The organism is Micromonospora foliorum (assembly GCF_022229015.1).
In the GTDB taxonomy this organism is placed as follows: domain Bacteria; phylum Actinomycetota; class Actinomycetes; order Mycobacteriales; family Micromonosporaceae; genus Micromonospora; species Micromonospora foliorum.
Map to the genome: position 1 here is coordinate 46817 of NZ_JAKKFF010000189.1, position 23933 is coordinate 70749.

Below are 23933 nucleotides of genomic sequence, written 5' to 3' on the forward strand. Positions count from 1 at the left end.
GTTCGGCTCTTGGTCACTGGAGGAGGATCATGTCTGCCCTCGATAGGTCTCCATCGATCGCAACGCCGTCGCGGCGGCGTTGGTGGTTGCCCCGCATCCTCGCCGCCAGCGCGGCGGCGTTGATGGTCGGTGGCGCTGCCGTAGCGGTGGTGTCGTCTCCCGCCGCTGCGGCGACTGTCGACACGAACGCGTGGTACGTGTTGGTCAACCGCAACAGCGGCAAGGCCCTGGACGTCTACAACCTGGCCACGAATGACGGTGCCCGGATCACCCAGTGGGCCCGCAACAACGGCAACCAGCAGCAGTGGCAGTTCGTCGACTCCGGTGGTGGCTACTACCGGGTGAAGTCGCGGCTGTCCGGCAAGGTGCTGGACGTCTCGGGCTTCTCGACCGCCAACGGTGGCAGCATCGTGCAGTGGAGTGACCTCAACGGCACCAACCAGCAGTTCCGGCTGGCCGACTCGGACAGCGGCTACGTCCGGTTGATCAACCGGAACAGCAACAAGGTGATGGAGGTGCAGGGCGCCTCGACCGCCGACGGCGGAAACATCGTGCAGTACGACGACTGGAACGGCACCAACCAGCAGTGGCAGTTCGTCCGCGTCGACGGAACCACGCCGCCGACGACGACTCCGCCGCCGGGCGGCACGTGCGACCTTCCGTCGACGTACCGGTGGTCCTCCACAGGAGTGTTGGCGAACCCGAAGTCGGGTTGGGTGTCGCTGAAGGACTTCACCGTCGCCCCCTACAACGGCCAGCAGTTGGTCTACGCCACCACGCACGACTTCGGTAGCAGCTGGGGCTCGATGAACTTCAGCCTCTTCTCGAACTACTCGCAGATGGCCTCGGCCACCCAGACCGGGATGAACTCCGGCACCGTCGCGCCGTCGCTGTTCTACTTCGCGCCGAAGAACATCTGGGTGTTGGCCTACCAGTGGGGTGGCACGGCCTTCTCCTACCGGACCTCGACCAACCCCACCAACCCGAACGGCTGGTCCGCAGCGCAGCCGCTGTTCACCGGAAGCATCACCGGCTCCGGTACCGGTCCGATCGATCAGACTCTCATCGGTGACGGTACGAACATGTACCTGTTCTTCGCCGGTGACAACGGCAAGATCTACCGGGCCAGCATGCCGATCGGGAACTTCCCGGGCAACTTCGGCAGCAGCTACACGACCATCATGAGCGACACCACGAACAACCTGTTCGAGGCCCCGCAGGTCTACAAGCTGCAGGGTCTGAACAAGTACCTCATGATCGTCGAGGCGATCGGCTCGACGGGCCGCTACTTCCGTTCGTTCACGGCGACCAGCCTGAACGGTTCGTGGACGCCGCAGGCCGCGTCCCAGAGCAACCCGTTCGCGGGCAAGGTCAACAGCGGCGCGACCTGGACCAACGACATCAGCCACGGTGAGCTGCTGCGCACCAACGCCGACCAGACGATGACCGTCGACGCCTGCAACCTGCAACTGCTCTACCAGGGGCGTTCCCCCAGCTCCGACGGCGTCGACTACGGCCTGCTGCCGTACCGGCCGGGTCTGCTGACCCTGCAGCGCTGACCCGATTTGATTTGATCAAGCTCGACTGACCCAGAACGGGCGGGCTCGGCGTCACGCCGAGCCCGCCCGGCTCATGTCAACGCTGCGATCAGCCCCGGCTCACCGGATCGGCGTGCCGGTGACGCAGGTCAGCACCTGGCCCCGACCACGGGTGGCGCTCGTTGTGGTCGTGGCGAAACCGTGGGTTTCGAGCAGTAGTTCGGTCGCGGTGAGGTTCGCGGTGGCGTGCGCTTCGGTGGGTCGCTCGCCGAAGACGTAGAGGCGTCCTTCCGGCGCCAGCAGGCTTCGCATCCGGGCGATCTGCTGGGCTGCGTCGCCCAACCAGAAGAGGCTGACGTTCACCGCGAAGATCTTGGTGAAGTGGTCAGTCGGAAGGTCGGCCGACTCGAACCCGGAGCGCCGGACCTCGGCTCTGCCGGCGTCGATGTGGCTCAGGTTCCGTTGCGTCGCGAGCCGGACCATCGTCGCGGCGCGGTCGATGGCGACGATCCGGCCGGTCGTGAGTTGGTCGGCGACCAGGGAGACGGCCGCTCCCCGACCGCACCCGATCTCCAGCACCTGGTCGTCGGGTGCGACAGCCATGGTCTGCACCGCCCACCGCTGCCGATGGGCGGCCGTCACCCGTTCGCTCGCCGCGGGCGTCGTGCCAGCGCTGGACGGACCCGGATCGCGGGTCGAAAGAGTGGACCTCACGACGTCACTCGCCGGTGCCTTCTCTGCTCACACCCTGATTCCACCCCCTCGGCGGAGTCGGTGCACCGTGTCCTCGGTCACCGCGCCCGACCAGCGGGTACGACAGCGATCAGTGCGCGGGCGCCGGCGTGACGTCCCCGAGGGCGTCCGTCGAGGCCGGGACGTGCTTCGGAGCGCCAGCGTTCACCATGGCCACCGAGACCAGGGCCGCCGCGACCACGAAGCCGACCGCGACCCAGTACGCGACCGAGTAGCCGTGCATCAGCGCCTCGTTGCGCTCCTGGGCTCGCGCCGCAGGGCCACCGTGCGAGAGCAGGTAGGTGGCGGCCGAGCTGGTCGCGATGGTGTTGAGCAGCGCGGTGCCGATCGACCCGCCGACCTGCTGCGACGAGCTGATCATCGCGGAGGCGACACCGGCGTCCTTGGGTTCGACGCCGTGGGTGGAGATGCTCATCGCGGGCATGAACGCGGTGCCGATGCCGAGCCCGATCACGGCCTCGGCGAACGCGATCTCCAGGAAGCCGCTGTTCGCGTCGAGCAGAGCGAGCAGCACCAGACCGACCGCGGTGACGAGGTAGCCACCGACCATGATCGGCCGGGGGGCGATCCGGTGCGCGAGACGGGCGCCGATCTGCGTGGCCCCGATGGCCTGTGGCACGGCCATCGGCATGAACGCCAGACCGGCCATCACCGGCGACCATCCCTTGACCTGCTGGAAGTAGTAACTGAGCAGGAGGAACATCCCGAACATGCTGACGATCGCAAGGCCCACCGAGAGGTACGCGGCGGCCCGGTTGCGTTCGGTCAGGACGCGCAGTGGCAGCAGCGGGGACGTGACCCGTGCCTGCACCACGACGAAGGTCGCCAGCAGCAGCACCCCGGCGGTGAACGACCCGATGGTCACACCCGCCGACCATCCGCGGCTCTCGGCGACGCCGAACCCGTAGACGAGGCCGACGAGTCCGGAGCTGGCCAGCAGGACGCCGGGAAGGTCGAGCCGGGCGCGGTGCCGCTCGCCGTCGTCGTGCACGGTGCGACTGGCGCCCAGGATCCCGATGACCGCGATCGGCACGAGGACGAACATCGCGAAGCGCCAGTTCAGGTACTGGGTGAGCAGCCCTCCCACGATCAGGCCGACCGCGCCGCCGGCGATCGAGACCGCGCTGAACACGCCGAACGCCTTCGCGCGTTCCCTCGGCTGTGTGAAGGACAGGGAGAGCAACGAGAGCGCGGCCGGCGCGAGCAGGGCCGCGAACACCCCCTGTAGTGCCCGGGCGAGCAGCAGCATCGCGGCGTTGACGGCCAGGCCGCCGATCGCCGAGGCGATCGCGAAGCCGGCCAGCGCGATCAGGAAGGTGCGCTTGCGCCCGACCATGTCACCGATCCGACCACCGACCAGCAGCAGGCCGCCGAAGGCCAGGCCGTACGCGGTCACCACCCACTGCCTGCTCCCGTCCGTGAAGTGCAGCGCCTGTTGCGCCGAGGGGAGCGCGATGTTCATGACCGCCCCGTCGAGCACCACCATCAGTTGAGCGATGGAGATGAACAACAGGGCCTTCCACCGCTGGGACTGCGGGGCGGTGCGACTTGTGGGCATGGTTGTTCCTTAAGGGCGGTTTGCACGGATTCACTCGACCCGGCCAACGCTAACCAAGTTATGGAACGACCGCCAAAGAATGTGCCTGCCGTTACAGCAGCATCTCGGGCTGCACTTCAGTGCGGTTGGACGGTTTGACGGCGAAAGTCGGCAGATTGAGACGCAGTGCGCACCACGCCGGGCAGCCATTGTGAGTGCCGTTACTTTGCCGGTCGTTCCAGAAAAGGCTAGCGTTCCGTCTCACGAAGCCCTGCGGACCCCGCAGCGGCTTACCAGTCGAAGTGGATGTGAGACGAGATGTCTGGACGGTTGGAGTCAAAGGTCCTGGTCGTGACCGGCGGTACGCAGGGCATGGGCCTGGCGTTCGCCCAGCGGGCGGCCACGGAAGGGGCTCGCGTCGTCATCGGCGCCCGGGACAAGGACCGGGGCGAGGAGGTCGCCGCGCAGATCAGGGACGCGGGCGGTAGCGCCCTCTTCGTACCCACCGACGTGACCATCGAGGAGGACATGGCACGGCTCGTCGACGCCGCGGTGACGGAGTACGGACGGTTGGACGGCGCGTTCAACAACGCCGGCGGTGGGCCGATGGCCAGCGTGCGCGAGACCGACAGCGACAACTGGCACCGGTCGCTCGCCCTCAACCTGACGAGCGTCTTCTACGGCCTGAAGTACGAGCTTCCGGCGATCATCGCCTCCGGCGGTGGCGCGATCGTCAACAACGCCTCCGTCTCCGGCGTGAAGGGTGACGGGACCCAGGCCGCCTACAACGCGGCGAAGCACGGCGTCATCGGGCTGACCCGCTCGGCGGCCCTCGACGTGGCGCGCTCCGGTGTGCGGGTCAACGCCCTGGTCACCGGCCTGATCGACACCCCGCTCTGGCAGGGCGTGGTCAGCCAGGCTCCGGAGATCGCGGAGCGCTACCTGTCGGCGCAGCCGACCGGACGGGCCGGCACCTCCGACGAGGTCGCCGCGCTCACCGCGTTCCTGCTCAGCGACGAGGCCACCTTCATCAGCGGCGCGTCCATCGCCATCGACGGCGCCCTCACCGCCTGAGGCGCTGAGGCACTGACGCGCTGAGGCGCTGAGGCACTGAGGCGCTGAGGCCCGGTCCGGGGCGGCGGCTCAAGCCGCCGCCACCCCGGACCAGGCAGTGCGTCAGCCGATCCGATAGGCCCGCTGGATCGTCTGGGTGACCGTGTTGCCGGCGGTGTCGGTGGCGGTCAGTCGTAGCGAGACGAATCCGGCCCGTCGCGGGTGACTGATCACCGCGACGGTCCGGAGCACCGGCAACGCGACCCACGTCCGGCCGTCGTCGAACGACGCGGACACACCGAGCGTGCGGTTGGGGGTGGCCTTCGAGCCGGCCTGCCGGTCCAGCGCCACCGGGATCGTCATGATCCGGCCGGCCCGTGCCGTGTTGGTGTCGTCGAGCACGGGCGTCGGCCGGGCTGTCGTCAGGGGCAACCGCTCCGGCGACGTGGTGTGCGCCGAGGTGAAGGTCCAGGCCACCGAGACCGACGTCGACAGGGTGTCCGGGGCGTCTCGGGTGGCGGTCGCCTCCAGACGGTAGGTGGCCTTCCCGGCGGGCACCGCGAACTCGGCCCACGGGCTGTCCGAGGCGCCGATCTCCCTACCGTCGCGCAGCAGCCGGAACCGTACCGGCCGATCGTCGCGGCTCGCGGGGCGACCGGTCGCGTCGCCGAACAGGGGTACCGACGCGATCGAGATGGTGTCGCCGTCGCGGCCCGCGTACCCCAGTGGTGACAGGGTCGGCGCCTGGGCCACGGTGGGTCCGAAGGGCGCCGCGTTCCAGGTCTGGGTGTACGTCCGCCCCGACGTGAACGTGGACTCCTGCGTCGTCAGGTTGTCTCCCTCGACGAACGTGGACGTCCAGACGATGCCGCCGTCGGTGTTGTAGTACTCGGTGCCCCTGAACGGCAGGTCGACAGGCGTGTTCGACCCGATCGGGCCCGATCCTCCGGGCGCCGACGCGCGGTGGAACCGCACGGCCGTCGCCGTCGTGGACTGGCTCCGGTAGGTCGTTCTGACGGTGGCGAGGTTCTTCGGCGACAGCTTCCCGGTCAGGCCGGTGAACATGTCGCCGTTGCGGACGTACGCCAGGTCGTAGGTGTAGGGGCTGTTCCGGAAGGTGCCGTCCTTGCCCGGTCGGGCGAGCCCGACGCCCAGCGTCGCGGTGAACTCGGGTGCCGCGACGGCGGGCCCGAGCCGGCCGAAGAAGACGTCAGCGAAGGAAACCCCGCTGAGTTGGACGCCCGGGTAGCGCATGCCGTCGTCCCAGTTGGCGCTCACGTTGATCGAGATCGGCGCGGCGTCGTGCTGCGGCACGGTCAACGCGACCGGCTTGGCGTTGCGGGCGTCGACCGCCTCGGTGACCGGGCCACGGACGTCCAGGACCGGCTGTGCGAGCAGGGTCGACACGCCACCCTCGTGGATCGTGCTGTACAGCGCGTAACGACCCTTGGGCAGCCGCAGGACGCCACCGCCCGGTGTCGCGGCGAGGGTGCTGAACTCACCGGTGGTCAGGTTCGCCGCCACGGTCGTGTACTCGGTGGCCGGCTTGCCGTCGCGTCCGGTGTGGTCGAGCCGTACGTCGTAGCTCTCGATCTCACGGTTCAGCACGAAGGGCGTCCGTACCCGCAGGTCACCGGTGCCGGTCGCGGTCAGCGCCCCCTGGTAGACGCCGTCCGGGGCGTCCACCCGGGTGTCCACCGTGATCGTCGCCTCGGCGCGGCCACCGGCCGGCACCACAAGCGTGGCCGGGCTGACGGTGAGCATGCCGGCCGGCGCCGGAGCGATGGCCAGCGTCAGGGTGACCGGCGCGGTGCCCGTGTTGCGGTAGCCGACGACCTGGGTGATCGGGCTGTCGTCGGCGTGCGGCCAGCGCTGCACCGGAAAGTCGATGGCGGCGATGTCGGAGGCGACCGGCTGGGCGACCGCGCGGGCGATGTCCACCCGACCGGCGCCCTGCTCGTAGATGGTGTCCTCGCCGGTCGGCTTGGCCGAGTCCATCAGGGCGGCCTTGAGCTGCGGGCCGGTCCAGTCCGGGTGTTGCCCGGCGAGGATCGCGGCGGTGCCGGCCACGTGCGGGGTCGCCATCGACGTACCCGACATGGTGGCGTAGTCGCCGCCGGGGGCGGCGGCCACGATGTCGACGCCGGGCGCGCTGATCTCGGGCTTGATGTGGTTGTCGCCGACGCGCGGGCCACGGCTGGAGAAGTAGGCGCGCTGGTCGTCGGCGTCCACGGCGGCGACGGCGAGGGCATCGTCGGCGGAGGCCGGCGAGGAGACCGACTTCGGCTTCCCCTCGTTGCCGGCCGCGACCACGAACAGGGTGCCGTACCGGTGGCTCAGCTCCTGGACCGCGGTCTCCAGCGGGTCCAGGCCGGGTGCGTCGTCGCCGCCCACGCTCAGGTTGACCACCCGGGTCCGCGGCGCGAGCCACTGCATGCCGGTGATGATGTCCGAGTCCTGGCATTCGTTGGTGGCGCAGACCTTGCCGACGAGCAGCTTCGCCCCCGGCGCCACCCCGCGGTACCTGCCTCCGGACGCGGCGCCGCTGCCGACGATCGTCGACGCCACGTGGGTGCCGTGGCCGACCGAGTCGCTGGGGTCGTTGCCGCCGGTGAAGTCGCGGACCTCGGTGAGGTGCCCGGCGAAGTCGGGGTGGGTGGCGTCGATCCCGGTGTCCAGCACGCCGACGGTGACGCCGGTGCCGTCGAAACCGGCCTGCCACGCCGCCGGGGCACCGATCTGCGGCACGCTGCGATCGAGGGAGACCGCGCGCTTGCCGTCCAGCCAGAGGTGGGTGACCCCCGGGGTGAGGGTGCGCGCGGACGCCGTACCCCGGGTGAGCGACGCCCAGAGCGTCACCCGGTCGTCCCGGTCCGCCCGGACCGCGAGCGCGTGCGCGGCCGGGAGATCCGCCCGCACCCGCCCGGCGCCTTCGGTGGTCGCGGTCCGCGCCCGCGCCGCCAGGTTCTCGGGGTACGCGACCAGCAGCGGCAACTCGGCCGCCCGGTCGTCGTAGCCGAACTCGCCGAGCGTGGTCAGGTCGAACAGACGTCGATCCAGCCGCCCGTCCCGCACCAGTGGCATCGCGTCCACCGGGATGACGTACTGGTGACCGTCCTCCCGGCTGCTCACGAACCGCATCGCGGCCCGCCCTGGCCCGCGCTGGATCTGCGGGCGACCCGCTGCGTCCAGCGACACCCGGTCGCCGGTGATCAGGGTGAACGTCCCGGCGGTGCCGGGGACCGTGGCCGCCGGCATCTCCTGCGCGTTCGCCGGTGGGGCGGTCAGGCCCGCCGCAACCAGCGCGGTCGCGAGTACGCCGGCTGTCAGGGCGCGTCGTTGCCGTCGTCGCACATCGTCCTCTCCGCCACGGGCGTCTCCCGGGTCGGCACGATGACGCCTGGCCAGGTCGTCAGGTTGATCACCCCGGTGTGACAGAGGCCACAATCTCGCCCCGCGCCGACGCGGCCCGTCCACCCGGGCGAGTTCCATGCGGCGGTGACCAGGGGACGAGGCGTGGGAGGGCACCGGTCGGATGCGTGACGCCGAGGAGTTCGACGCCCTCTACGCGGCCTGTGCGGGTCGGGTCGTGGGTCACGTGTACGCGCTCACCGGCAACCGCGCCGAGGCGGAGGACGCCGTCGCCGAGGCGTTCATGCGGGCCTGGCAGCGGTGGCGGACGGTGCGGGAGACGGACAGTCCGGAGGCGTGGGTCCGCCGGGTGGCCTCCCGGATCGCGGTGAGCAGCTGGCGCAAGGCGTTCAACCGGGTACGCGCACACCGCCGGGCCGCGGTCGACCAGGGTGTGCCCGGACTGAACGAGGACCACGTCGCACTGTTGCAGGCGCTGCAACGGCTGAGTGCCAACGAGCGGCGGGCCGTGGTGCTGCACCACCTCAACGACCTCAGCGTCGCGGAGGTGGCAGCCGAGATGCAGGCCCCGGTCGGAACCGTGAAGACGTACCTCGCCCGTGGTCGGAGAGCGATGGCCGGGTTGCTGACCGATGCGCACCAGGAGGAGACCTCCCATGGCTGATCCGCGCGACGATCTCACCGCGATCGCCGACGAGGTCCGGCGAGTCACCACGCTGCCCGGGGCGCAGACGTTGCGGCACCGTAGCGACCGGCGTCGGCGGCGTCGGGCGGCCGTCGGCGCGGCAGGGCTGGCCGTGGTGGCCGTCGCCGCTGGCACCGCTCTGTCGCAGGTGCGGACCGACGTCGATACACCGGAGGTTGGCCCGGCCACCCAGGTCGCACCGCCAGTGGTCCCGTCCGCGACCGCCTCGGCGGGACCGCAGGAGATCCTCGGCGGCCGGCGGCAGGTCCAGATCGTGCTGCCCGGCATGCGCGGGGCCACGCTGGCGATCGACCGCGACGGCGATCAGGTGCGGGCCACCTCGGAACAGGGCGTCGACGACCGGGCGCTGTGGGTGCTGCGCCCCGAGGGCGACAGGTATCGGATCCTGCTGGCGTCCGGTGTCAACGCGGTCTGCATGACCGTGGTGCACGACGCCGCGCCGGGCAGCGTACGCGGCCGGGCGTGTGATGCCGCCGCCTCGACGCAGCTCTTCCGGATCGAACAGGTGCCCGACGGCAGCTACTCGATCTTCCAGGGGAAGCGTTACGTCCAGGTGGTCGACGGCACCAATGCCCTGGTCCCCGACCTGCCGGAGGGCCTGACCACCACGTACGAGTTCGAGGACCGCGGGCCCGCCCCGCGCTGAGTGTCGAAACCTTTCCGATATCTGGCGCGGGTTCACCGGCAGACCCCACCCGCTTCACGGGCTTGGAGACGCCCTGCGGTGGGGTTGCCGGGTCGACTGAAGCAGCGGGAAGGTGTCGAAAGTTTCGGTAAAATATTGACACCTGGCGATCGAAAAGCCCAAGCTTTACGTGGCTGGCATTCGTGATCATCGATCACGTTTCGTTCCTTCCTTTCCATCACCACTCGGAAGGAGAGCCCCGTGATCATCAGCTCGGGCCGCTCTAGGACCCGATCGGCGGTCGTCGCGCTTGCGGTAGCAGCGCTCACGGTGGCCGGATCGGTATCGGTAGTGACACGAACGACGAACGCTCAAGCCGCCGTAGGCCCGCTGGCCGCGGCAGTGGAGGACGAGGGCGCCGACTGCGCCGTGTCCGGCCTGCCGGACCTGGGCTCGCTGCCGACCAACGCCAAGCTTCCCGACCCCTTCAAGAAGCTGAACGGCACGACCATCAGCTCCAGGTCCGACTGGCGCTGCCGACGGGCGGAGATCAAGGAGCTTGCCGAGAAGTTCGTCTTCGGCGACAAGCCCGCCAAGCCCGCGACCGTCACGGGGACGGTGTCCAACAGCACCATCACCGTCAACGTGTCACACAACGGCAGGAGCTCCAGCTTCTCGGCGCGGGTCGAGCTGCCCGGCGGCACCGGTCCCTTCCCGGCCGTCGTGGTCGTCGGCGGGTTCGGCGCGGACACGGCCACCATCAAGGCCACCGGCGCCGCCGTGATCAGCTACGACCCGTTGGCAGTTGGCCGGGAGGGCACCCCTCGGAACAACAAGCAGGGCGCGTTCTACAGCATCTACGGCTCGTCGAGCAGCACGGGACTGCTCGCCGCCTGGGGCTGGGGCGTCAGCCGCATCATCGACGTTATCGAACAGTCCGACGGCAGAATCCTGAAGGCGGACGCGATGGGCGTCACCGGCTGCTCCCGTTACGGCAAGGGCGCCTTCGCGATCGGTGTGTTCGACCAGCGCATCGCCCTGACCATGCCGATCGAGTCGGGCAGCGCGGGCGTCCCCATCTTCCGGGGCATCCCCGGTGAGGGCGCGCAGAGCCTGAGCAGCGCGTACGGGGAGCAACCCTGGCTGGGCGACGCGTTCGGCTCGTTCACCGGCAGCCCGAACCGGCTCCCGGTGGACACCCACGAGATGGTCGCCATGGTGGCACCGCGTGGGTTGTTCATCATGGACAACCCGCACATCGCCAACCTCGGCCCCCGGTCGGCGAGCGTGGCGGCCCTGGGCGGCGCGGAGGTCTACCGGGCGCTCGGCGCCGGTGACAACATCACCTACTGGTCCGACGTGCAGGACGGCAGCCACTGCGCCAACCGCCCCGAGTGGCGTACCCCGTTGCAGAACAACATCCGGAAGTTCCTGCTGAAGACCGGCAACGAGCCCGGTGCGATCCGGATTTCCAGCAGGGCGCTCGGTCGGTTGGCCGACTGGCGGGACTGGTCGACACCGGTCCTGGCGGACGGCCCGACCACGCCGCCGCCGACCACACCACCCCCGACGACGCCGCCGCCGACTACGCCACCCCCGACGACGCCGCCGCCGACCACACCACCCCCGACGACGCCGCCGCCGGCCGGTGGTGGCTGTGCGGCGACGGTGTCGGTCAACCAGTGGACCGGCGGCTTCGTCGCCACCGTGCGGGTGACCGCCGGCGCCACACCGGTCAACGGCTGGACGGTCGGCATGACGTTGCCGTCTGGCGCCAGCATCACCAGCATCTGGGGCGCCAACCGGAGCGGCAGCACCGGGGCCGTCCAGTTCACAAATGTCGCCTACAACGGCTCCATCGCAGCCGGGCAGTCGACCGAGTTCGGTTACCAGGGCAGCGGCACCGGGACGGGGATGATCCCCACCTGCGCGGCCGCGTGACGTTCAGGCTCGGCGCGGAGATCGCAAGCCTCCGCGCCGGGCCATGTCGCGCGGAGGCGGAGCCCGAGCGTCAGAGCCAGACCACGATCCCGGTCAGGTCGTTGAGGACGGCGGCCACGCCCGCCCGGATGGCCGCAGCGCAGCGGTCCGCGGTGAACGAGTTCGGGTCGTACGTCGAGGACATGCCGAGCCCCTCACCCCGGAACGACGCGCCGTCCCAGTCGACCGCGGTGACGTTGTGGGTGGGCTCGGCCAGTTCCGCGCCGACCACGAGGAACTCCTCGTCCAGGTGGTTCGGGGTGACAAGTGCGAGCCCGTCGATGAGGTCGTTGCCCGCGCTCACGATGAGGTCCGGGCCCATCTCCATCGCCTTGGCGATGCTGGGAACGGCGTCGTGCGCGTTCCCGACGACGATGGTCCTCAGGTCGACGTGCTCGTCGTCGGCCCAATCCTTGACCGCCGTCACGAGGGCCTTGGTCGGGTTGTCCGCGCCGCTTGTCAGCAGGACGACCCGGTAGTCCTTCGGCGGGTGGACGCCGGCCCACGAGCCGGGCAGCGGGGTGATGGTCGCCTCCGGCGCGGGCGTCGTGGCGGGGTCGACGAACCCTGGGCCGAGAGTGCCGATGGCGCTGGGCGCCGGACGGGGCTCGGACCAGTCGTCGCTGGAGTTGCAGGCGGTGACCAGCGCGGCGGTCGCGGCCAGCATGGCAACGGCCCGAAGCGGGGGGCGCAAGGTGATCGTCCTCCGGGTGGTGGCGGAAAGTGCGCGTACTTCTTCGTATTCCTATCTCAGTTCCGGTCACCGGTAATCGGTGGGCGGTCGTTCGGGGCTGTTGTTCTCCGGCGGTTCGTCGGTGTGCGGGTTGGTGTTCACCCACGACATGCAATGTGCACTGGCCAACCGAGGGAGTCGAATGTCAGGCCGCATCCGCCGTACCGTTTTCGTGGCCGCTGTCGGGTTCGCCGCAGCGGTGGTTCCCTTTCTGGGGGCCGAACCGGCGTCCGCGCACGGTTTCTCGTCGACTGTGTACGCGAAAATAGCGGCGGGAGACGAGGGTCACATTCGGACCGGGGTCGAGCTCGAATACGACCTCCTCGTCGTGTCCGCCGCGGATGCCGGCGACGACGACCCGCTCTTCCAGGTGGGAACCGCCGCGTTCGAGGCGGGCGACACCGCTGCCCAGGCCGCCGCCCTGAAGAGTCACGCGTCGGCGGTCCTCGGGTACGTCTCCGACCGGTTCTCGGTGGGTTCCCGGGGTGCGGCCTGCCAGCCGACGCAGGTGGGTGACGCGACGATCGGCGAGCGCGAGGGCGTGCCGTACGCGAACCTGCTGCTCGACTGGACCTGCCCCGAGCGGGTCGACGAGCACGTGGTGCGCAGCGGGCTCTTCCCGGATGACGAGGGCTACGTCAAGGGCACGAAGACGATCGTCACCTACGAGATCGACGGCCGTTCGGGCAGCGCGGCCCTCGACGCCGCCAACCCGTCCTTCTCCACCGCGCAGGCCTGGTACCAGCGGTTCGGCGAGTTCTTCCTCCTGGGCGCCGAGCACCTGCTGACCGGGATCGACCACATTCTGTTCCTGCTGGCGCTCATCGCCGGGTCGCGGCGGCTCCGGGAGATCGTGCTGGCGGCCACCAGCTTCACCCTGGCGCACTCGGTGACGTTCATGCTCGCCGCGCTCGGCCTGGTCGAGGTGCCGGGGGCGATCGTGGAGCCGGTCATCGCGTTGTCGATCGCCGTCGTCGCCGGCTGGCACCTGTGGGGGATCTGGCGGCGCGGTGCGCACGCGGCCGACCTGGAGACGGCGGGGCGCGGGCACTTCAGCCTGGATCGGGCCGGGTGGATCCGCCTCGGTGTGGTGTTCTGCTTCGGCCTCGTGCACGGCCTGGGCTTCGCGGGCGCACTGGGCATCGACGAGGCGTGGTCGTGGACGCTGCTGTGGTCGCTGCTGGTGTTCAACGTCGGCATCGAGGTCGTTCAGTTGACGATTATCGCTGTCGTCTTCCCGCTGCTGTTCGTGCTGCGCCGTCGTGCGCCGAAAGCCGGCCTCTGGGCGACCGGGGCCGTTTCTGCGGGCGTGTCCACTATGGGGTTGATCTGGTTTGTGCAGCGCGTTTCCGGATCATGAGTAGGGCTAAGTAGTTCGTGAAGTGCAGTCTTTCGCAAGATCACGTTCATGGTCGGTTCATCAGGCGGCGAAAGCGTGGAATTGCTTCCCCAGCGTCGGGTGAAGGCACAATCCACTTCTCTATTTGAAAAGGGAACAATGTCGATGACATTGAGCACCTCGACACGGGCCTCCGCGCTCGTGCGGCGGCGCCTGGTCGCCGGGGTCGCAGCCGGGTTCCTCGGAATGGGCGCGGCCCTCGGTAGTGGCCTGATGGCCACCGCGAGCGCGGCCGACTCCACCACGATCACCGGTGTGGTCCTCGGCGTCGGCGCCAACGAGACCCAGCGCATCGTGAGCTGGTACTCCTCCGCCGACACCGCGCAGAAGATCCAGCTCGCCCCGACCGCCGAGATCGTCAACGGCGAGTTCCCGGCCAGCGCGGTCAGCTTCGACGCCGTCGGTGCGGCGAACACCTCCACCACCGGGTTCAACCGGCACGCCACGATCAGCAACCTGCGCGAGAAGACGGCGTACTCGTACCGGGTCGGTGCCGAGGGCAGCTGGTCCCCGGCGTACGCCTTCAAGACGCAGGACTTCGAGGGCGACTACGACTTCCTCTTCTTCGGCGACCCGCAGATCGGCTCCTCCGGTGACCGGCTGAAGGACCAGGCCGGCTGGGAGGACACCCTGAAGGTCGCCACCGCGGCCAACCCGAACGCCGAGCTGCTGGTGTCCGCCGGCGACCACGTCGAGAGCGCCAACGACGAGGGCCAGTGGACCTCGTTCCTGGCCCCCGACCAGCTGCGTCAGATCCCCCTCGTGGCCACCATCGGCAACCACGACGTCGGCGGCAAGTCCTACGAGCAGCACCACTTCACCCCGAACACCGATCGCTCGTCTGCGTACTACAGCGGGGACCAGACGACCCGGTCCGGCGGCGACTACTGGTTCATCCACAAGGATGTGCTGTTCATCGACCTGAACAGCAACAGCTACGTCAACCCGGCGGACGGCTCCGCCGGCGGCGACGCGGCGCACGTCGCGTACGTCACCGACGTCATCAACAAGCACGGCTCCGAGGCCAAGTGGAAGGTGCTGGTCTACCACCACTCCATCTACTCGCCGGCCACCCACGCGACCGACACGGACAACAAGCAGCGGCGGGAGGACTTCACCACCGCGTTCTCCAACCTCGGCGTCGACATGGTGCTGCAGGGCCACGACCACAGCTACTCGCGCAGCTACTCCATCAAGAACGGCCAGAAGGAGAACCCGGCCGAGAAGCCGGGTGCTGCCGACGTGTTCCCCGGCCCGGGCGGCGTCATCTACGTGACGGCCAACTCGGCCTCCGGCTCGAAGTACTACGACATCAAGAAGCCGGATGCCACCGGCACGGGCATCCGTGGCAACGGCCCGGACCCGCTGGACGCGAACAAGTACTGGTACAACTCCGTGCAGAATCAGGAGCACGTCCGCAGCTACGTCAAGGTGCAGGTTCGGGGCGACAAGCTCGTTCTCGCGAACGTGCGCAGCGGCACCTGCGCGGCGCCGAACGCGGCCGTCGAGAAGGGCCTCTCCTGCGTCAACACCCCGGACGGTCAGCCGGTCGGCTCGATCGTCGACAACGTGACCGTGCACCCGTTCCACGGTGACGGCCAGGCCATCCAGGTCAACGTGCCGAACCCGGCTCCGGGCGAGTTCGGCTGGACGATCGACGGCTACAACGGTCTGGTCGACCTGGGTACCGCGCAGGAGCGGGACGGCACCTACTTCCAGGCCAACGGCAAGATCAACCCGATCCTCGTGTCGGACAGCCGCCGCTCGCTCGCCCCGTGGTCGATCTCGGCCAACGTCGGCGACTTCCAGGACGCCGACAAGAAGTTCGCCGGCTCCTTCCTCGGTTGGACCCCGTACGTGCTCGACGGCGGCGCGGGCGCCGAGGCCGGCGCGCCGGTCCTGTCGTCCTTCGACGACCAGGGCAAGGGCCTCTCGGTCTCCAGCGGGCTCGCCGCGGCCGTGCAGGGTCACCCGCGTGGCGGCGCCAAGCTCGGCGCTGACCTGGATCTGAAGATCCCGGACAGCATCGCGAAGGGTAGCTACCGCACCACCCTCACGATCACCGCGCTGAGCAGCTGACCGAACAGTTCCGTCGGCGGGGTAGGCACCTTCGGGTGCCTACCCCGCCACCCATTTGCCATCCGTCCAAGATCACTTCAAGGAACCGACATGCAACCGTCCGTCACGCGCTGGAAGACCACGCCCGCCGCACTCCTCCGTACGACCGCACTGTCCCTGCTCGCCGTCGTCGCGGCCGTCGGTGTCGGTGCCGGTCCCGCCCTGGCCGCGGACGGCAACGTCGCCTGGACGGTCCGGACGGCCTCCAACGGCTACGGCGAGGCCCGGTCCAGCTACAGCTACAACGTCAACCCGGGTGGTGCCGTCGAGGACGCCATGGTCGTGGCCAACCGCGGCCCGGCACCGCTGACCCTCTCCGTGTACGCGGCCGACGGCTTCACCACCGACGCCGGCCAGCTCGACCTGCTCACCAGGGACAAGAAGTCCGTCGCGATCGGCGCCTGGGTGAAGGCGAACGCCAGCAGCGTGGTGATCCAGCCCGGAAAGACCGCCCAGGTCCCCTTCACCGTCAGCGTCCCGGAGAACGCCACGCCCGGTGACTACGTCGGTGGCATCCTCACCACGCTGACCCAGGCCGACCAGGCGGAGGGGATCAACGTCGACCGGCGCCTCGGGATCCGGATCAAGTTGCGGGTTGGCGGCGAGCTGAAGCCGGACCTCGCGATCGAGAACCTGCACGTGGCGTACGCCGGACCGATCAACCCGTTCAGCAAGGGTGACGCCACCATCACCTACAAGGTCCACAACGTCGGCAACGCGGCCCTGTCCGGTAAGCAGGCGGTGACCGTCTCGGGTCCGTTCGGACTGCTGCGGGTGCGGGCCGAGGACGTCGCCGCGCCGCCGGAGCTGCTTCCGGGTGAGAGCTGGGACGTCACGGTGCCCGTCCACGGGGTGGCTCCCACCATCTCGCTGGCCGCGACCGCGACCCTGACACCCCTGCTCACCGACGCCTCGGGCTCCACCACCCCGCTCAAGGCGGTCCACGTCACCGCGCACGGCTGGGCCCTGCCCTGGATGCTGGTACTGGTGCTCGTCGTGCTGATCGCCGTGCTCGTCGGGGCGTCCCTGTACCGGCGCCGCGACCAGGCGCAGCGCAGGGCGCGCGAGGACGCTCGGGTACGCGACGCCGTCGAGCAGGCGCTTCGTGGCCCGGAGCCGCAGACCTCCTGATCTCGGCTTCGGTCAACTCGGCTGGCTTCGGCCGGCGGCGGTTCTCGCCCGCTGGGTCAGGCCGATCGCGAACGCGATCACGGCGACCACCAGCACCGCCGCCGGCACGGATGCCCAGATCGGGGCCGTACGTAGCACCACCGTGCCGAGCACGGCACCGACCACCAGCCCCGCCAGCCGGCCGACGCCACCCACGTCGGCGAACCGGTGCGGGTCGACGACGCGACGCCGGACCAACTCGGTCAGCGAGCCGGTCAGATAGGTGGTCGACGCACCCCGTACGCCGGCGGCCACGGTGATCACGCTCTGGATGCCGCTCGACACGGCCGCCATCGCCAGCAGCACGAGCCCGAAGCCGTACCCCGGACGTGCCGAGCAGGCCAACCAGCCCACCGTGAAGCCGAGCAGCAGCACCGCCTCGGCCGACGTCACCACCGCGGTACGGCGGTTCCAACCCGGTGGGGTGTGGCGCAACGGCACCGTGGCAGCGGCCACGCCCACCGCGTACCCGCCGACCGCCACCACCGCCCCCGCGAGCGAGCGGGTGTCGGCCGTGGCGAGCGCGTGGCCGAAGTGCACCAGGTTGCCGGTGACCACGCTGGCGAAGTAGCCGTTGAGCCTGGTCAGACAGAGCACGTCGAGGCAGCCGGAGGCCGCGGCCAGCGCGACCAGGAGCCAGGCCGTGGCCCGCGGCGACGGAGCGTGCACGATGCCCCTTCCCTCGGTCCTGCGGCCAGCGCGACGCGTCCGGCGCGGTATGCGGACATTCCCGTGCCCGCCCCGGCTACGCCCGGCGAGTCCCGGCGAGCGTGGGCGTTCGTCCTTGTGGGTGAACGACGCTCGGCTCCGGGCCACGCCGGTGTCCGAGCCGGCATGCTGCGACGGTGACGCCGGCACGGAGAGGGAATCCACATGGTTGACGGGGATGTGCCAGAGCGGATGCAGGCCGCGGCCTTGGACGAGTTCGGCGGGCCGGAGGTGATCACCCTGCGGAAGCTGCCGATCCCGGAGGTCGCCGACGACGAGGTGCTGATCAAGGTATTGAGCGCTGGCGTCGGGGTGTGGGACGCGTACGAGCGCGAGGGTGTGCTGGTGCCGGAGGGCTCGGCGCTCCCGATCGTGCCCGGCTCCGACGGCGCCGGAACCGTCATCGCGGCCGGCAGCAAGGTGACCAGCCTGGCGGTGGGCGACCTGGTCTACGTCTCCGCCACCGCTCGGCCGAAGGGCGGCTTCTACGCCGAGTACGCGTCGGTCAAGGCGGAGTACGCGGCGCAGGTGCCCGATGGGGTGCCCGCCGAGCACGCCGGCGCCATGCCCACCGATGCGCTGACCGCGCTGGCCGGGCTCGACGCGCTCAGCCTGTCGTCCGGCGCCTGGCTGCTGATCTTCGGTGCGAGCGGCGGTCAGGGCCACCTGGCCGTGCAGTTGGCGAAGCGGCAGGGGCTCAACGTGATCGCCGTGGCGTCCGGGAGGGACGGCGTCGCGCTGGTGACCCGGCTGGGCGCCGACGTGTCCCTCGACGGCCACGGCGACATGACCGAGGTGCTGGCCCGGATCCGGGACGCGGCACCGGGCGGGGTGAATGCCATCCTGGCGATGGCCGGCGGCGCGACGCTGGACCGGCTCACCGAGTCGTTGGCCGACGGCGGGGTGGTCGCGTTCGCCCACGGGGTGCGGCCGGAGCCGCAGGAACGGCCGGGCGTCACGGTCCGCGCGTACGACGGCGAATCGAGCCCTCGACAGTTGCAGCGCCTCAACGAGCTCATCGAGGCGGGGCCGTTCGTGGTGCACGTCGCGGAGAAGTTCCCGCTGGGCAAGGTGCGGGATGCGCACCAGCGCCTACAGACCTCCTTCGCCGGCAAGCTCCTGCTGACGGTGGCCTGACACGTCAGGGCGTGCGCTGCTGCGGCACGCGTACCGATGCCATGCCGGCCGCCGTCGCGGCCTGGATGCCCAGGTCGGTGTCCTCGAAGACCAGGCAGGACTCCGGGGGTACGCCGAGCTGCTCCGCCGCGAGCAGGAACGCCTCCGGGTCGGGCTTGGCCCGGGTGTAGTCGTCGGCGCAGACCAGCACGTCGAACCGGTCCAGCAGGCCGAGCGCGTCCAGGGAGGCGGTGACCGACGCGCGGGTGCTGCCCGAGACGACGGCGAACGGGACCCGTCGGTGCGCGTCGTGGATGTGCGCCAGCACCTCGGGCACGGCGGCGAGCTGCGGCAGCAACTCCTGGTAGTAGCTCTCCCGGCGCTCGACGACGGCCGCCACCGGCATGGCCAGACCCTGCTGCTCGTTCAGCGCGACGATGATGTCCGCGGTGGGCCGCCCGCCCCAGGCGTAGAAGAGGTCCTCCGGGAACTCGCAGCCCCACTCCTCAAGGGCCCGCTGCCAGGCCAGGTAGTGCAGCGGCATCGAGTCGACGATGGTGCCGTCGCAGTCGAACAGGTACGCGGCGAACGGCCCGGGAGGCAGAGGCAGACTCACCCGGGGAAGGGTACAGCTCACTCGGTCGAAACGGATCGCAACTGTCTGAGCAGGTACGCGCGCTCCGGTTCGGTGCCCACCAGCGTCAACGCGCTGCGGTACGCGGCCGCGGCCTCGTCGTGCCGGCCGAGCCGGCGCAGCAGGTCGGCCCGCGCCGCCGGATAGGGATGGTGGCCGCGCAGGCGCGGATCGTCGGCCAACTCGTCGAGCAGGGCGAGCCCCGCCTCCGGCCCGTCCCGCATGGCCACCGCGGCGGCCCGGTTGAGCGCGACGACCGGTGAGGGCACCAGGCCGAGCAGCACGTCGTAGAGCGCCACCACCTGCGGCCAGTCGGTGCTGGCCACGTCGGCGGCCTCGTCGTGCAGCGCGGCGATGGCGGCCTGCACGGCGTACGGGCCGGGCGCTCGGCCGGTCAGCGCGACCACCACCAGGCCGCGCCCTTCCTCGATCATGGGACGGTCCCAGCGTCCGCGGTCCTGGTCGTCGAGAAGGACCATGGCGCCGTCCGGCCCGGTACGCGCGTCACGTCGGGCGTGGACCAGCAACATCAGGCCGAGCAGCCCGGCGACCTCCCGCTCGGCGGGCAGCAGCCGACGCAGGATCCGACCCAGCCGAATGGCCTCCTCGGCCAGGTCGGTCCGTTGCAGATCCGGGCCGGAGCTGGCCGCGTACCCCTCGGTGAAGACCGAGTAGACGGCCTGGAGCACGGTGGGCAGACGACCGGGCAGCTCGTCGGGGCCCGGTACCCGGAACGGGATGCGTGCGTCGCGGATCTTCCGTTTGGCGCGGACGAGTCGCTGGGCCATGGTGGCGGGCGGCACCAGGAAGGCCCGCGCGACCTCGGTGGTGGTGAGGCCGGCCAGGAACCGGAGGGTGAGTGCGCCGCGATCCTGCGCGGCCAGGGCCGGGTGTGCGCAGGTGAAGAAGAGCGCCAGCCGGTCGTCGGGCAGGTCACGGTCCGCGTCGGCGGGCGGGGCGTGGTCGGCCCGCTCGGCCTCCGCCCGGAGTACGGCGAGCCGGGTCGCCAGCACCCGGTCGCGGCGCAGCCGGTCCACGGCTCGTCGCCGAGCGGTGGTGAGCAGCCAGGCGCCCGGCCGGCTCGGGACGCCGTCGGTCGGCCAGTGCACAAGCGCCGCCTCGATGGCCTCGGAGGCGACCTCCTCGGCCAGGTCGAGGTCGCCGAAGCGGCGCACGAGCGAGGCGAGCAGTCGGCCGCGTTCCTCCCGGAACACCGCCTCCACCGACGACCCGACGGCTGCCCCCTCGCCCGGCATGGTCAGACCTGCACGTCGAGCTCGAAGATCGGACGGACCTGAACCGATCCGGTGCCGATGGCTCCGGGGCTGCGGGCCGCCCAGTCCAGCGCGGCGTCGAGGTCCGGCACGTCGATGACGTCGTACCCGCCGAGCAACTCACGGGTCTCGGCGAACGGCCCGTCGGTGATCGTGCGCTCGCCGTCCGGGCCCACCTGCACTGTCGTGCAGGTGGTCAGGTCCTGCAACGGATGCCCGGAGACCCAGACCCCGGAGTCCTTCATCTCCCGGTCGTAGCGGATCCAGTCCTCGAAGCTGCACCCGTTGTCGACGACCTCCCCGTCGACCATGGGGCTCATGAACAGCAGCATGTACTTCACGTTTCGGCTCCTCTCGGTGCGGCGTGTCGCCGTACAGCATGACGACGATCGCGGACCGCGGTTATCGACACGGCGCGCCAGGTTCTTTGGTGGCCGGCTGCACCGAAGGCACGGAGGCGCTCACGACGGACCCGGCGGTGTCGGCTCGGGTCGTTCGTCGCGTCGGTCCATCCGTCGCTCGAACCAGGTCACCCCGACCAGGAAGGCGGTCAGCAGGGTGAGGGCCGCCAGTGGCGGCAGGGACCGGCCGATCGGCAGCAGGGGAAGCGGCAGCAGCGCGGCGACGACCTGCGTCGGGTACACCGCGTGAACGGTCAGCCGACGGAAGGCCAACCTGCTGAGCAGGTAGAGGGCGGTGCCGCCGTAGAGCGCGGTCGCGGCCTCCCAGCCCAGCCGGCCGGGATGCGCCGACTCCTCGGTGAGCTGGGCGATCACCTCCTCGATGCCGAGCGCGACGTAGATGGCACCGATGATCAGCGGGGAGTGCCCGATGCCGTACGCGTCGCCGGCCACGCTGGCCCGTCGCTCACCCGGCACGTTGCTGACGGCCTGCCGCGCGGCGGGTGCCAGCCGGTCGAAGTAGAGCCACCACAGGCAGACCGTGCTGGTGAGGCCGAGCAGCGCGGCCAGCACGGCGGCACTGACCGGTGCCATCGTCCGTGGCCCTTCGCCGGCGGAGATCAACGACTCGCCCAGCGCGATGATGAGTACCAGGCCGAACCGCTCGGTGAAGTGGTCCACGCTGCCCAGTTGCCACGGCCGGAAGGCGGACGCGATCCGCGCGCCGCCGATGTCCACAAGCAATGCGGCCGTCCAGAGCGCCGTCTGGGCCACGCCGCCGAGCAGCGCGCCGGCGATCAGCGGGAGCCACGCCAGGATCACCGGCACGCTGAAGAAGCGCAGCGTCGAGCGCAGCGGTGGGTTCGTCGCGCTCACCCAGAACAGGATTACGAGCTGCACCGCGCGGCCGACCACGTAGGCCAGGGCGAGGGTGAGCGGCGCGTCGAACAACCCCGGGCTCTGTTGCCAGGCGTCCGGCAGCACCAGCGCGGCCACGAATATCGCCGCCATCGCGACCAGGGTGGCCGCGCGGACCAGGCCGACGTCCGGCCGGACCAGGTTTCCCACCCAGGTGTACGGGCCCCAGGAGTAGAGCAGCAGGAGCAGGAGGAGTAGCCCCTGGGCCAGGGTGAGCGCGCTCGGCGACGCCGCCATGAACGTGATGACCCGGGTGAGGGCGAAGACGAAGACCAGGTCGAAGAAGATCTCGAACATCGTGGTCCGGTGGGTGACCCCCGCCGGCACCGGATGAATGTCGAAAATCCTCCTCATCCTCGCATTCTGCGCCAGATGGGTCGGCGGTTCATCCGGTCTAGTCGCCCGGTGCCGCTCCGAAGAGCAGGAAGAACCGCTCGGCCGCCCCGATGTCGCCGTGCACCTCGATGCCGCCCGCCGAGACCGCCGATCGCAGCGGTGTGCCGCCGAACATCACGTCCCGTAGCGCTCTCACCGTGCCGATGACAGTGACGTCGACCTGGCCGGACCGCCCACGGGCCACGCTGATCCCACTCGGCGTCACCCCCACCTCGAAGGCATCGGTGCCGACCTGCAACCGGAGTCGAGCGGTCATCGGCACGTCGGTCGGTGGCCGGTAGAGGGCCTTGAGCAGCAGCATGAACGCGTCCGTGCTCATCTCGACGTCCGGCTCCGCGGGCAGGCCGGCGCCCCACCGCGACAGCTCGATGAGCGTCGGCTCCAGTTGCTGACCGCGTTCGGTCAGCTCGTACGCGTGCACGCTGGCCGGCGGCCCGAGCTGCACCCGCTGGACGATGCCGGACTGCTCCAGCTCCCGAAGGCGCTGGCTGAGCACGTTCTGGCTGGCCTTCGGCAGGCCGGCCCGCAGATCGCCGAAACGCTTCGGGCCGAACACCAGCTCTCGGACAATCAGCAGTGCCCAGCGCTCGCCGACGATGTCCATCGTGCGCGCCGCCCCGCAGGCGTCCTGGTAAGTCCGCTGAGTCACATCGTCATCGTAGTCGGCGCCCACCGAGCAGTGCTAATGTCGGATCATCTAGTCCTAACTTAGGAGTAAGTAATGGATGCACTGCTCGCCAAGGTGATCGAGCGTCACGGCGGCCTCGACCGCTGGAACACCGCGTCGACCCTCACCACCCGGCTCACCTACGGCGGCCCGTTCTGGGCGTTCAAGGGCCGCCCCGACTTCGACGGCACCGAACTGGTCGAGGCCGACCTGCACCGGGAACGGATCCGCCACGTCCAGGAGGGCACCGGCCGGGTCACCGAGTACGACAGCGACACCGACCGGGTCACCGTCACCGCGGCCGACGGCAGTCTGATCGACGAGCTGACGAACCCCCGGGCGAGCTTTGCCGGCTACACCGGGGAGAGCCAGTGGACGCTCGCCCAGGCGGCCTACTTCCGTGGCTACGCCACCTGGCACTACCTCGTCGAGCCGGTCCTGTTCACCTGGCCGGGCGTCGAGGCGCACGAGGTCGAGCCGTGGACGGAGGGCGGCGAGTCATGGCGCGTCCTGCGCGTCACGTTCCCCGAGAGCGTGCACACCCACAGCGACACCCAGCTGTACTACTTCGACGACGGCGGGCTGCTGCGGCGCATGGACTACCAGCCGGTGGTCAACGGCTCCTCCCCGGTCGCGCACTACGTGAGCGGAGCCACCGAGGTCGACGGGCTGGTCGTGCCGACCCGACGCCGGATCCACATCCGCCAGGAGGACCGCACCCCGGACCTCTCCTGGACGCCGATCACCCTGGACCTGGCGGACGTCCGGATCCGCTGAGAACGCGGCGGTTTTTCACAGCGGATCCGGCGTCACGCCGCCGACCGGACGCCCCGGC

At 70.2% G+C, this 23933-nt stretch carries 20 protein-coding genes; 10 read left to right on the forward strand and 10 right to left on the reverse strand.

What is annotated here, in order from left to right:
- The first annotated feature begins 29 nt into the window (after positions 1 to 29).
- Positions 30 to 1559 carry a non-reducing end alpha-L-arabinofuranosidase family hydrolase gene (locus PSH25_RS15280; protein ID WP_238659723.1) on the forward strand — a complete coding sequence of 510 codons (1530 nt, stop codon included), beginning with the start codon at positions 30 to 32 and terminating at the stop codon, positions 1557 to 1559.
- A gap of 99 nt (positions 1560 to 1658) precedes the next feature.
- On the opposite strand, the gene PSH25_RS15285 is transcribed toward PSH25_RS15280, so the two are convergent.
- The gene (locus PSH25_RS15285) at positions 1659 to 2252 is read right to left on the reverse strand and encodes a class I SAM-dependent methyltransferase (RefSeq protein WP_308193673.1); all 594 of its coding nucleotides are present in this window, start codon (positions 2250 to 2252) and stop codon (positions 1659 to 1661) included.
- Between the two features lie 109 nt (positions 2253 to 2361).
- On the reverse strand, positions 2362 to 3849 hold the full coding sequence (locus PSH25_RS15290) for an MFS transporter (protein WP_238659725.1): 1488 nt from the start codon (positions 3847 to 3849) through the stop codon (positions 2362 to 2364).
- A gap of 330 nt (positions 3850 to 4179) precedes the next feature.
- Here PSH25_RS15290 and PSH25_RS15295 point away from each other — a divergent pair, with 330 nt between their 5' ends.
- Positions 4180 to 4902, forward strand: a complete 723-nt coding sequence (locus tag PSH25_RS15295; protein ID WP_238659726.1) for an SDR family NAD(P)-dependent oxidoreductase — start codon at positions 4180 to 4182, stop codon at positions 4900 to 4902.
- 102 nt (positions 4903 to 5004) lie between these two features.
- Here PSH25_RS15295 and PSH25_RS15300 read toward each other — a convergent pair whose 3' ends face one another.
- Entirely contained in the window at positions 5005 to 8235 is a 3231-nt protein-coding gene (locus PSH25_RS15300; protein WP_238659727.1) for a S8 family peptidase, read from the reverse strand.
- 181 nt (positions 8236 to 8416) lie between these two features.
- Between PSH25_RS15300 and PSH25_RS15305 the strand changes: the two genes are divergently transcribed.
- The 3 genes from PSH25_RS15305 to PSH25_RS15315 all read left to right on the forward strand — a co-directional run bounded on the left by PSH25_RS15305 (position 8417) and on the right by PSH25_RS15315 (position 11525).
- Positions 8417 to 8917, forward strand: a complete 501-nt coding sequence (locus tag PSH25_RS15305; RefSeq protein WP_124822440.1) for a sigma-70 family RNA polymerase sigma factor — start codon at positions 8417 to 8419, stop codon at positions 8915 to 8917.
- A complete protein-coding gene (locus PSH25_RS15310; RefSeq protein ID WP_238659728.1) occupies positions 8910 to 9605 on the forward strand; it encodes a hypothetical protein in 696 nt (231 codons plus the stop codon). The genes PSH25_RS15305 and PSH25_RS15310 overlap by 8 nt, the downstream gene beginning before the upstream one ends.
- Before the next feature lie 330 nt (positions 9606 to 9935).
- Positions 9936 to 11525, forward strand: a complete 1590-nt coding sequence (locus PSH25_RS15315; RefSeq protein ID WP_238659729.1) for a glucuronyl esterase domain-containing protein — start codon at positions 9936 to 9938, stop codon at positions 11523 to 11525.
- 70 nt (positions 11526 to 11595) lie between these two features.
- Here the strand turns inward: PSH25_RS15315 and PSH25_RS15320 are convergent, their stop codons facing one another.
- Positions 11596 to 12231: a type 1 periplasmic-binding domain-containing protein gene (locus PSH25_RS15320; protein ID WP_238659730.1), complete on the reverse strand. Its 636-nt coding sequence runs from the start codon at positions 12229 to 12231 to the stop codon at positions 11596 to 11598.
- A 394-nt stretch (positions 12232 to 12625) separates the two neighbouring features.
- On the opposite strand from PSH25_RS15320, the gene PSH25_RS15325 reads away from it, so the two are divergent.
- The 3 genes from PSH25_RS15325 (at position 12626) to PSH25_RS15335 (ending at position 16945) form a co-directional block, all read left to right on the forward strand.
- On the forward strand, positions 12626 to 13657 hold the full coding sequence (locus PSH25_RS15325; protein WP_238659731.1) for a HupE/UreJ family protein: 1032 nt from the start codon (positions 12626 to 12628) through the stop codon (positions 13655 to 13657).
- A 144-nt stretch (positions 13658 to 13801) separates the two neighbouring features.
- The gene (locus tag PSH25_RS15330) at positions 13802 to 15775 is read left to right on the forward strand and encodes a purple acid phosphatase family protein (protein ID WP_238659732.1); all 1974 of its coding nucleotides are present in this window, start codon (positions 13802 to 13804) and stop codon (positions 15773 to 15775) included.
- Positions 15776 to 15865: 90 nt separating this feature from the next.
- Positions 15866 to 16945 (forward strand): WxL protein peptidoglycan domain-containing protein, encoded by a 1080-nt coding sequence (locus PSH25_RS15335; protein WP_238659733.1) that lies wholly within the window; start codon positions 15866 to 15868, stop codon positions 16943 to 16945.
- 12 nt (positions 16946 to 16957) lie between these two features.
- Here the strand turns inward: PSH25_RS15335 and PSH25_RS15340 are convergent, their stop codons facing one another.
- A complete protein-coding gene (locus PSH25_RS15340; protein WP_238659734.1) occupies positions 16958 to 17653 on the reverse strand; it encodes a YoaK family protein in 696 nt (231 codons plus the stop codon).
- A gap of 204 nt (positions 17654 to 17857) precedes the next feature.
- Here PSH25_RS15340 and PSH25_RS15345 point away from each other — a divergent pair, with 204 nt between their 5' ends.
- A complete protein-coding gene (locus PSH25_RS15345) occupies positions 17858 to 18829 on the forward strand; it encodes a quinone oxidoreductase family protein (protein WP_238659735.1) in 972 nt (323 codons plus the stop codon).
- A 4-nt stretch (positions 18830 to 18833) separates the two neighbouring features.
- Here PSH25_RS15345 and PSH25_RS15350 read toward each other — a convergent pair whose 3' ends face one another.
- From PSH25_RS15350 to PSH25_RS15370, 5 genes are all read right to left on the reverse strand, one after another.
- Complete coding sequence (locus PSH25_RS15350) at positions 18834 to 19424, reverse strand: HAD family hydrolase (protein ID WP_112675211.1); 591 nt, start codon at positions 19422 to 19424, stop codon at positions 18834 to 18836.
- 17 nt (positions 19425 to 19441) lie between these two features.
- Positions 19442 to 20698, reverse strand: coding sequence for an RNA polymerase sigma factor (locus tag PSH25_RS15355; protein ID WP_238659736.1), 1257 nt, complete (start codon positions 20696 to 20698; stop codon positions 19442 to 19444).
- Positions 20699 to 20700: 2 nt separating this feature from the next.
- Complete coding sequence (locus PSH25_RS15360) at positions 20701 to 21048, reverse strand: YciI family protein (RefSeq protein WP_238659745.1); 348 nt, start codon at positions 21046 to 21048, stop codon at positions 20701 to 20703.
- 129 nt (positions 21049 to 21177) lie between these two features.
- Positions 21178 to 22389 (reverse strand): low temperature requirement protein A, encoded by a 1212-nt coding sequence (locus tag PSH25_RS15365; protein ID WP_238659737.1) that lies wholly within the window; start codon positions 22387 to 22389, stop codon positions 21178 to 21180.
- A 40-nt stretch (positions 22390 to 22429) separates the two neighbouring features.
- A complete protein-coding gene (locus tag PSH25_RS15370; protein WP_238659738.1) occupies positions 22430 to 23080 on the reverse strand; it encodes a winged helix-turn-helix transcriptional regulator in 651 nt (216 codons plus the stop codon).
- A gap of 72 nt (positions 23081 to 23152) precedes the next feature.
- On the opposite strand from PSH25_RS15370, the gene PSH25_RS15375 reads away from it, so the two are divergent.
- Positions 23153 to 23875: a hypothetical protein gene (locus PSH25_RS15375; RefSeq protein ID WP_238659739.1), complete on the forward strand. Its 723-nt coding sequence runs from the start codon at positions 23153 to 23155 to the stop codon at positions 23873 to 23875.
- Positions 23876 to 23933 lie beyond the last annotated feature (58 nt).